Raw genomic sequence first — 9,558 nt, 5'->3', positions numbered from 1 at the left:
CGGTTACGATATGCCCATCGAGTCTGTCGCCTACTTTTAAGGCCCTCTCAAGGTTGACAACCTTCGCTTCCCTCAGGTTCGTCCTTCTCAGGGTTTCTTCCCCAACGTCGAAGATGGCTATTCTCCCGTCAAAGCTCACAACGGTCAGGCAGGCGCCGTTTACCGCGACGCTGTCGCCGGGCCTGACTTCGAATGGAACCTCCACGTAGAGCTTTCCCGCTGAATAACGGGCTTTGCCAGTTGCCTCAACTATCCCGCTGAACATCTCCACCACCCGGGTAAGCCGTAACCAAAAAGCTCTCTCCGAGCCTCTCTATTGACTCTATCCTCAAGAGAGGGGCCTCGTTCGCTTCCTCAACCTTCAGACACTCGAAGGGTTTAATTCCCCTCCCAAAAAGCTTCGGGCCGTAGAAGAGGTAGAACTTGTCAGCGTGGCTTAAAAACTGGCAGGCTATTCTGCCACCCTCTATCAGAACGCTGTCTATGCCGAGTTCGCCGAGCTTCCTCAGGATTTCTTCCGGTTCTGTTACAGGATATGCCTCCGCTATGCCCTCGAACTTCTCCGGCCGTTCAGTGAAGAAAATAACCCTGCCGTCCTCAAATAGCTTGAACTTCCTTCCCTTCCTCACCTCGTCTGCTATCCTGCCGGAGCGGTCGAGGATCGCCTTGACCTTCGGCGGGCAGTTCTCAAGCCTGCAGTTGAGCCTCGGGTTATCAGCTAAGACGGTTCCGGAACCCACCATTATGGCCATGTGCCTTCTTCTAAGCTCCTGAACCCTTTTGCGGGCCTTCTCGCCGGTTATCCACTGAGAAGAACCGCTTTCGGTCGCTATGAAGCCGTCTAGAGTCAGGGCAAGCTTGATGGCCACAAAGGGCATCTTGGTCGTTATGTATTTTATGAAAATCTCGTTGAGCTTTCTCGCTTCATCTTCAAGGAGGCCGACTTCCACCTCTATTCCGGCCTTCCTCATCTTCTCTATCCCCTGACCCCCCACGAGAGGGTTTGGGTCTTTCATCGCAACTACAACCCGCTTGAAGCCCTCCGCAATTATTCTATCGGCGCATGGTGGTTGCTTCCCCCAGTGGGAGCAGGGTTCAAGGGTCACGTACATAGTGGCGCCTTTAACATCGTAGCCCCTGGCCTTGGCGTCCTCTATAGCGTTCACTTCGGCGTGCTTTTCCCCGAACTTCCTGTGCCAGCCAGTACCGATTATCTCGCCGTCCTTGACTATTACAGCCCCAACCATCGGATTCGGGTTCACCCAGCCCTCCCCCTTCTTCGCGAGCTCTAAAGCGAGGCGCATGTATTTCTCGTCCTCCATCCCACCACCGGAGAAAATTCGTTCCAGTAACTTTAAAGTTTAGTTCCATTTATGGAACATCGCAAGTTTTCAACATCCGTTTTTCCGGTTCACTGGAAGTCGGGTAATGAATAGCGGGTCTTTCTCCGAACCGTGTCCGCCAACTTTTAAGCAATGCCCCGGATAAAGTTTTAAGCTGGAATAGTTTTATATTCCAATCATAACAAATATAGATGGGGAGTGCATATGAACCCAGTGCGGGTTTCAACGGGAATTGCCGGGCTTGACAAGATGCTTAATGGTGGCTTAATAGGGGGCAGGGTCTATCTGGTCAAGGGGTCCCCGGGGACGGGAAAGACCACCCTGGCCATGCACTTTGCCATGGAAGGCGTTAAAAACGGGGAGGACGTCCTTTACATAACCCTTGAGGAGCCGGCCGAGAACATAAGGGAAGACTTTGGCCGGATGGGCTTCGACGTAAGAAATCCGAGCTTTGTTCTCCTTGACGCCACTCCAACGGTTGAAAAATACGTTCTTGTAGAGGACTTCTTCGAAACATACGCAAAAAGCCTTGAAAAGCTGACGTCGGCAATCGTTGAGCGATTTAGGGAAATCAGGTATTCCCGCATTATCGTTGATCCGATAACAATGCTTAAGGTCGCCGCCAACACCGAGATGGACTACAGGAAGTCTTTCCTAACCTTTGTAAAGAGTATGATGAAGCTCAAGGCGACCGTTTTAATAACATCCGAACTGGAGAAGACGGATATAGAGGAATACCTCGTTAACGGGGTCATAGAACTAAAAAGAATGGAAGTCAACGGCAGGCTCATGAGAACTGTGAGGATAACAAAGTTCAGGGGAAGCGGCTTCGACCCCTTCGTGAGGACGTTTGAAATAACCGATAGGGGAATGGTCATAAACACCGACGAAGAAGTGGGTGGACTGGAGTGATTCCCGAGGAGGTTCTCTCGGTTCTTGAGGATATGAGGAGCGAGCGCATAAGGGGAGCCACGCACCTCGCCAAGAGGGGGGCTGAGGCTTACCTCCTTCTGGCCGGGAACCTGAGGGGTGAAGAGCTCAGAAAAGCGTTGAGGGAGATGAGGAATCTTCTTCCCGCTGTAAACCCATCTATGGCATCACTCTACAACCTGTCCAGATTCATTCCCCTGACTGATGATCCAAAGGTTGTTAGGGAACGCGTGGAGGAGTTCCTATCACTTCTGGAGACTTCCATCATCGAAATAGGCAACATTGGCAGTGAGCTCGTAGACGATGGTGATACCGTAATAACCCACTCCTTCTCCTCGGCCGTTCTCTCAATACTCAGGCGTGCGATGGAAAAGGGCAGGCAATTCAGGGTCGTGCTCACCGAGAGTGCCCCAGACTACGAGGGAATAGCCCTCGCTAGGGAGCTTGAAAAGCTCGGAGTCGGCTTTGAGGTGATAACTGACGCCCAGCTGGGGCTCTTTGCCCGGAAGGCAACCCTTGCCTTAGTAGGGGCGGATACAGTCACGAGGGACGGGGCGGTGGTCAACAAGGCCGGAACCTATCCGCTCGCTCTCGCCTGCCACGACGCCGGCGTTCCCTTCTACGTCGCAGCCGAGAGCTTCAAGTTCCACCCGGAAAAGAGCTCCGACGGGATGGAGCTTCTCGAAAGGCCGTACTCCCGGCAGGGCTACAGGGTGAGGAACATTCTCTTCGACGTTACCCCCTGGAAGTTCATCAGGGGCATAATAACGGAGCTCGGAATAATAGTTCCCCCAAAAGAGCTGTAAATAAGGGAGAAGAAATCAGCTCTGGCCGACCAGCCAGAGCAGGGCTCCCTTGATGAAGGGCCAGTTGCTCTTTATGTACTTGCTGTAGTAGACGTCACTGAAGGTCCTGCTTGAACCGTATGCCACTATCCTGCCCTTTCCGAAGGTTACTGCCGCTGCAACGATTGGCTCACTTCCCTTCTCGTAAACGATGTTTCCGTCGGCATCAACAGCGTAGGAGCTATCAAAGCCCCTGATGACCCAAACAGCGCTTCCACCTATCATCAGGGTGTCGCCGTTGTAGTACATCTTCCAGTCTTCGGGTATGAACTTGGTTATCGGAGAGTCCCTGTTATAGATGCCAACGAACGGATAGTACGGCCTTCCGCTGTTCTCCTCCTCATCCATGAGCTCCGTCTTTTCAAACTGTATTCCTGTACCCTGGAGGAGCTCGTTTAGGCTCTCGATGTTCACGTACTTGTACCAGTCACCAGACACTATAAGTCCACCACCATTCTGCACGAACTCCCTTATGGCTTCTATCTCATCGCTCGTTAAGGGCTTCTTTGGATTGGTAAGGATGAGGACATCGTACTTCTTGAGCTTCTCGTATGTGAGCGGCTCAAGGTTCACGTAAACCTCCCAGCCAAGCTCGTTTTCAATACCGTTGAGGAGGCCCTGGTAGCCGTATTTGTTAATGTAGTACTGGTCGTGGGATAGGTCTATGAGAACCTTCGGTATGACTATCGTAACGTTCGAGCTCGTTACATTGGTCTGGTTTCCGGTGGGGGCAGTGCAACTCGGCAGAACCTGCTCAAGGGTTCTCTGGAGGATTGGAAGCACTTTCTTTATCCTCTTTTCAACGTCCCTTTCGAGGAAGAGGGCCTTCCTTATGTGGAGCGTTATCGGATACGAGTACTGGACGCGCTGGTAGAGGGGGTTCTCCTTTACCTTGAGGTACCGCTGATACTCCCTCTGCATTTTGGTGTACTCCTCGTTTATCGTCTTTACCTCATCTTTGATGTCACCGAGATCAACACCGCACTTCTGGAGCTGGTCAACCGTACCGGTGAAGTTCTCGTAGAGGGCCTGAACGTTGGGATACTCCCTCTCGAAGAAGTTTGCATATAGCCTTGAAAGGCTGGCAAAAAGTATGTAGGGGTTGTACTCCACGTTGATTACGGTCTCTGCCGTATCGGAGAAGCCATCTCCACGTATCTCTGCCTTTATCGTGTGCGTGCCCGCTTTGGTCGTGAACCAAGTGTATGTCTCGGTCACCTCACCCCCGCCGGGAACCGTTATCGTCTTGTTCTCGACGGTCTTGTTGTCTATTGTAAGGGTGTAGGTGAGCTGGACGTCGTTCTCACCGCCGTTGGTTATGGTGGAGCTTATCTTCATCGGGCTGCTGGTGTAGTATGGCTTGCTGACGGTGAGACTGGATATCGCAACGGGAATCCGGTAGGTTATTTCAAGATGTGGCCTGTCGTAGGAGTTCTCCCGGGAGTAAATCCAAGCGTAGTTGCTGATGCTCTCATCAACGAGCTTGAGAACAAAGCTGAAGGTCTTCTCGGCCGGGAACTTGCCCTTTATGTAATCGGTGACGTCAAAGCATACCCATCCCTTCTTGAGTGTTGTGTTGTAGAGGAGCTCTCCGGGCACCGGAGCCGGTTTGGTATAGTTTTCGTTCCAGTCGTTGGTTATGTTGTATATTCCAACGTTCATCAGTGGTGAGCGGTACTTGATATAAGCAACGTAAACGCAAACTTGGGCACTCTGGATATCGGCGATAGAGGGAATCTCGGAGAGGTCAAAGCGGAAGTATGAGCGTTCCTTTGCATAATAACTTGTATTGCCAACGGCCACTTCGTATTTTCCCTTGTACTCATGGTAGCTGTACCACTTGTAGTACTTGCCGTACTTGTAGGAACTGTACGCGTCGGCAGAGGCGACTATCTGGACAGTTTTTGAGGGCACTGCAGCGGCTGCTGGTTTAAGCGCCGAGAAAGGTACGGCCCCTACAACAAGAAGAATTACAATGAGAATGGCCATCCGCCTCATGGTATCACCCAGTTAAGTAGGGCTTTTACTTAAAAAAGCTTTCCGGAAGCCTAATAAAGTTAAGAGAGTTAACACTGGGGGTGATTACAATGTCCATTACAACAAAAACCGGAGACAAGGGTTTGACGGGCCTCTTCACCGGCGACCGCGTCGCGAAGTATTCGCCGATAATGGAGGCCAACGGAACGATAGACGAGCTTGACAGCTTCCTCGGGGAGGCGAAGCACTACGTTCCGGAGGAGATGGCTGATATACTGGAGAAGATACAGGTCCAGCTCTACGGCATCATGGGCGAGCTTGCCAGCAAGGGGAAGTACGTCAAGGTCGGCGAGGAGGAAGTCAGGTGGATGGAGGAGCTGATAGCGAAGTACGAGGAAGAGTTCCAGATGAAGGCCTTCATTCTTCCCGGTTCAACGATAGCGAGCGCAAAGCTGGACATCTGCAGGACTATAGCCAGAAGGGCCGAGAGGAAGGTTGCCAAGCTCGTCCTCGACTACGGCTTTGGAAAAAACGCCCTCGTCTACCTCAACAGGCTCAGCGACCTGCTCTTCATAATGGCGCGCGTTATCGAGAAGAGGGAGGGGAAGGTCAAGGAGGTCAGGTGACCCCCGGCTTGTTTTCTCCACTTTCTCCTCTGCCGCTCCCATCTTCTCCCGCGAGGATTTCCCGGTGCTTCATCCAGTAGTAGAGCACCACCGCGCCCATACCAACCCAGAGACCTAGAGAGACCATCCACGCGGAAAACCTGTCGAGGAGCGGACCGACCGCGAGGAGGCCGAGAGGACCGGCGGAATGCATGAGAACGGCCATTGCAGAGAAAACCCTTCCGCGAACCTCGCTCGGCACGGCGCGCTGTATTTTCGAGTTTATCGGCACGTTGAGGAAGGCCTCAACCGCCCCCCAGAGGACGTTAACGCCCGCCAAGAGGAGGAAGGCAGAGGCCGTGGAGAGGCCGGCAAACGGACTTATGAGCCACGTGAAGACCAGTATCATGACGCCGTCGAAGAGGAGGGCGTGGAAGATGTATTTCCCGGCCTTTTTGCCGAACTTCGCCGCTATCAGCGCGTTTCCAATCAAAGCTCCGACCATAAAGGCGCTCTGCTGGAGGCCGAACTGGTAGCTTGAGAACTTCAGGATTTCCCTCATCGCGTAGGGCATTAGAACAGCTCCAAATGGCTGTGCAAAGGCTATCATGAATATCGCAAAGCCCATGAGAGTCCAGAGGTAGCGGTTGGAGCGGATGAAGGCTACCCCCTCCCTTATGTCGGAAACAACCTGGCCGAGACCCTCAAGTTCCTTGGCCTTCCACTCGTATTTGATGAGGATTTCAAAGAGACCGGAACCGAAGAAGCTGACCGCGTTGACGAGGAGGGCTAAGGCAATGCCGCCGATTGCATAGATGAAACCTCCCAATGCCGGGCCAACAAGTCTGGCGAAGATGTTGAAGGAACTCGTTATGGAGTTGGCCCTCTCAAGCTCGTCCGGCTCAACCAGATCCGGAAACATCGCGCCCGTTGATGCTCCAAAGAACGCCCCCATCGTGGCCATAACTACCTGGACGACGAGGAGCTGGTAAATCCCAATGAAGTTAAAGGCCAAAATGCCGAAGAGCAGAATCCCTCGCGCGAGGTCGAAGCCGACCATTAGGTGCTTCCTGTTGTAGCGGTCGCCTATTACGCCCGCAAAGGGCATGACGAGTAAAGCGGGTATCATCTCCGCTAAGATGAAGGTCGTCATCATGCTTCCACTGTGCGTCTTATCCAGAACGTAAAGGGGCAACGCTACGTCCTGAACCGCCCAGCCGAGCTGGGAGACGAACCTTCCGAAAGCGAAGAGCCAGAAGTTTCTGTTGAGGCTCATGTTCTCTCCCCGTTGTGTTTATGTGGTTGGCTAATGTAAAACGAGAAAGCTCAGACCAGTTCTATCATCACGTCCCCGTTTACCGTGCTCACCTTGACCTCGTAGTCGCCGATTCCAATTACAGGGTTCTCCGGGTCTATTCCATTAAACTCGATGTCTCCATGCACGCTTTTGGTTACTATTTTCGCGTCGCAGAGATCGGTGAGGTGAAGGATTACATCACCGTTGACGCTGCTCAGCTCAACGTCACCATCAAGATCATCCAGCGTTATATCAAGGTTTCCGTTCACGGTTGAGGCCTTGAGAAAACTAGCGACCCTCAGGTGAGCCCTTATCCCACCGTTTACCGTGGAGAGCTTTTCAGCTTCGCAGTTCTCAAGGTGAATATCCCCGTTAACCGTCGTTGCTCCAGCAAAGCGCACTCCCCTGGCTTTAAGTTCACCGTTCACGTTCCTGGCGTTTATAATTACGTCTCTGGGCACCTTCAGGTTTATCTCGGCCCATCCGCTTTTCCCGAGAAAATTGAGAAACCTCTTCTTCGGCTCCTCTTTTATGATGAGCCTGCTCCCCCTCTGCTTGACCTTAACGTCCACATCACCATACTTTGTGTAATCGACTTCCACGTGGCTTTGCTCCCAGCCCTCAATGTTCAGCCTTCCGTTCACGGCCTTTATCTCGACTTCCTTCACGTTTTCAAAGATCATCCTCATCACCCGAGATAGGCCATCAGCTCGTCTATCAGCTCCTTGACGCGCGCGTTGAGCTTTGCCCTGTTCACGCTAAAGCCTTCGATCAGCTCGGCGCTCTGCTCCTCAATTATCTCCTTAGCTTTCCTTATGACCAGCTGGCAGGCTTCTCCGCTCTCTATCGTGTAGTCCCTTCCGCCGGCCCTTATCCTGACCTTTCCCTCCGAGGCGGAAATTACCGTGTCGTCTATCCTGAGCTTCGCCCTCTTTTTGCCGACGGTTATCGAGAGCTCACCGGATTTCAGGGAGACGTAGTCCCTTGAAAGCCTCAGCGTATCTTCTCCACTCCTGTAGGTGACTGAACTACCGACCACCTCAATGCTGTACTCCTCCGTCTCTATGGCCAGTCTGTCGCCGGTTTTGGTGAGCTGGAAGCCGTTTCCCAGTTCTCTGATCGTCACCATCTCCTCAGGAGCTACCGGTTTGCCCTCGTGGACGTGGATCGGGCCGACCTTCACCCTCTCGCCGTGGGGCGTCTCGATGACCTCAATAAAGGGCAACTTGACGTACTGGAAGCCGTCCCCCTCGTAGACCTTAATGATGCCCAGATCAACGACTTTGGCGCGTTCCCTGTTCCTGTAGAGTCTGTCGGGGTCGAGCATGGTCTGAACCCTCTCGACGAAGGCAGGATCGGCCTTCTCCTTCGCACCGCCGAGCTTCCTCGAAGTCCACACCACGACCGGCGAGCTTAGGAGCTTCCTGACCCTGCCGAGTGGTGTCTCGGCCTCGACCTCAAGCTCCCCATCAATCACCCAGCCGACGATCTTCCTTCCAACTTTAACGGGATAGGCCTTCCCGCTTCCGCTTAGCTTAACACCTCCAAAGTCCGCTCCGCTGAAGGAGTAGGCCTTCTTCTCGACCGTGAACCATCTCTTCGAGCCCAACCTTCCGAAGGGGCCACTTCCGATGAGCAGACCGGCTATGGCCAGGACTACCGAGTAGGCGAAGGCCGTGCCAGCGGTAAGGAAAGCTTTCTCACCGCTCAGACTCTCAGGTAATCCTATCCACCTGCCCACGAAGAGCAGGACCGAGACCCAGAAGAAGGCCTTGGCAAGGGCGAAGATGACTCCAGAGACGGTAACCCCAACCCACTTCCCGACGCTCAGCAGTTCGTAGGCGAAGATGAGGCCTATCGCTGACCAGACTATGTACTCCGTATAGGACTCAAGCCTGAGGGGGCCCTTAAAGATCCAGAGGATTATGAGGACTGCAACTATCTTCTTAAGGGCATCGGCCAGCTTAAACCTGAGCCCTTCCTCTTCAGGAAAGCCATAAACCCACCAGTTGCTCATTCTTCCACCTCCTCAAGGGCGGTGATTATCTCAAGCAAACGCAGAAACAAACGTCCGTTTGGAGAGATCTCGTATCTTTCACCCTTCCTCACCATCCCAGTCTTCGTGAGGAGCTTGAGGTGGTGAGAAACCGTTGGGCTCTCAACGCCCAAAGCCTCCTTTATCTCCTTGAACCCCATCGGCCTCTCGGAGAGCATCTTGAGTATCCTAATCCTGTCGGGATTCGCCAAAGCCTTGAGGGTCTTTGCCGCTTTCTCCTCGTCGAGTTCGGGAAGTTTGCCCCCCTCAAGCTTCCTCCGCAGGCGGGCCTTTATGGAGAGCATGACCTCGTCAACCGGGTCTATATTTTCTTCAAGGAGTTCCAGCCTCTTCTTCAGCTCCTCAAGCTGGGCCCTCAGGTCGTCCATGCTACCACCGGGTACAGATTTTTGTAGTACAATTTTCTGTACTTAACTGGCGCTAAAGGTATATAAAAGTTTATCGGTTGCCACTCCGGGAAGAGGCCTTGAGTGAATCGGAAGGTTTATTATTCGCCTCGGCTTAT

The 9,558-nt window shown here is 53.0% G+C and carries 9 protein-coding genes and 1 pseudogene; 3 read left to right on the top strand and 7 right to left on the bottom strand.

Going from position 1 to position 9,558, the window contains the following annotated elements:
* Both MVC73_RS07370 and ribD read right to left on the bottom strand, forming a co-directional pair.
* Positions 1 to 265 (bottom strand): annotated as a pseudogene (locus tag MVC73_RS07370) (riboflavin synthase); the annotation flags it as partial.
* The gene (gene ribD, locus MVC73_RS07365; protein ID WP_297509066.1) at positions 246 to 1,322 is read right to left on the bottom strand and encodes a bifunctional diaminohydroxyphosphoribosylaminopyrimidine deaminase/5-amino-6-(5-phosphoribosylamino)uracil reductase RibD; all 1,077 of its coding nucleotides are present in this window, start codon (positions 1,320 to 1,322) and stop codon (positions 246 to 248) included. The gene ribD and the pseudogene MVC73_RS07370, both read right to left, overlap by 20 nt.
* A 225-nt stretch (positions 1,323 to 1,547) precedes the next feature.
* On the opposite strand from ribD, the gene MVC73_RS07360 reads away from it, so the two are divergent.
* Together MVC73_RS07360 and MVC73_RS07355 are read left to right on the top strand one after the other, a co-directional pair.
* Complete coding sequence (locus MVC73_RS07360) at positions 1,548 to 2,255, top strand: ATPase domain-containing protein (protein ID WP_297509064.1); 708 nt, start codon at positions 1,548 to 1,550, stop codon at positions 2,253 to 2,255.
* A complete protein-coding gene (locus MVC73_RS07355; RefSeq protein WP_297509061.1) occupies positions 2,252 to 3,079 on the top strand; it encodes a translation initiation factor IF-2B subunit alpha in 828 nt (275 codons plus the stop codon). The genes MVC73_RS07360 and MVC73_RS07355 overlap by 4 nt, the downstream gene beginning before the upstream one ends.
* A 15-nt stretch (positions 3,080 to 3,094) precedes the next feature.
* Here MVC73_RS07355 and MVC73_RS07350 read toward each other — a convergent pair whose 3' ends face one another.
* On the bottom strand, positions 3,095 to 5,116 hold the full coding sequence (locus MVC73_RS07350) for a DUF4350 domain-containing protein (protein WP_297509059.1): 2,022 nt from the start codon (positions 5,114 to 5,116) through the stop codon (positions 3,095 to 3,097).
* A gap of 89 nt (positions 5,117 to 5,205) precedes the next feature.
* Between MVC73_RS07350 and MVC73_RS07345 the strand changes: the two genes are divergently transcribed.
* Positions 5,206 to 5,721 (top strand): cob(I)yrinic acid a,c-diamide adenosyltransferase, encoded by a 516-nt coding sequence (locus MVC73_RS07345; protein ID WP_297509072.1) that lies wholly within the window; start codon positions 5,206 to 5,208, stop codon positions 5,719 to 5,721.
* Here MVC73_RS07345 and MVC73_RS07340 read toward each other — a convergent pair.
* From MVC73_RS07340 to MVC73_RS07325, 4 genes are read right to left on the bottom strand one after another with little or no spacing between them, the layout of a single operon-like run.
* The gene (locus MVC73_RS07340) at positions 5,714 to 6,976 is read right to left on the bottom strand and encodes an MFS transporter (RefSeq protein ID WP_297509056.1); all 1,263 of its coding nucleotides are present in this window, start codon (positions 6,974 to 6,976) and stop codon (positions 5,714 to 5,716) included. The two genes, MVC73_RS07345 and MVC73_RS07340, sit on opposite strands and share 8 nt — an antisense overlap.
* A 50-nt stretch (positions 6,977 to 7,026) precedes the next feature.
* Entirely contained in the window at positions 7,027 to 7,686 is a 660-nt protein-coding gene (locus tag MVC73_RS07335) for a DUF4097 family beta strand repeat-containing protein (RefSeq protein WP_366938946.1), read from the bottom strand.
* Entirely contained in the window at positions 7,686 to 9,014 is a 1,329-nt protein-coding gene (locus MVC73_RS07330; RefSeq protein ID WP_297509054.1) for a hypothetical protein, read from the bottom strand. Before MVC73_RS07330 ends, MVC73_RS07335 begins: the two co-directional genes overlap by 1 nt.
* A complete protein-coding gene (locus MVC73_RS07325; RefSeq protein WP_297509051.1) occupies positions 9,011 to 9,421 on the bottom strand; it encodes a metalloregulator ArsR/SmtB family transcription factor in 411 nt (136 codons plus the stop codon). The genes MVC73_RS07330 and MVC73_RS07325 overlap by 4 nt, the downstream gene beginning before the upstream one ends.
* Positions 9,422 to 9,558 lie beyond the last annotated feature (137 nt).

This window comes from Thermococcus sp. (genome assembly GCF_027052235.1).
Classification (GTDB): Archaea; Methanobacteriota_B; Thermococci; order Thermococcales; family Thermococcaceae; genus Thermococcus.
Note: the sequence above shows the minus strand (reverse complement) of the source record. Positions and strands in the feature narration are given on the sequence as shown.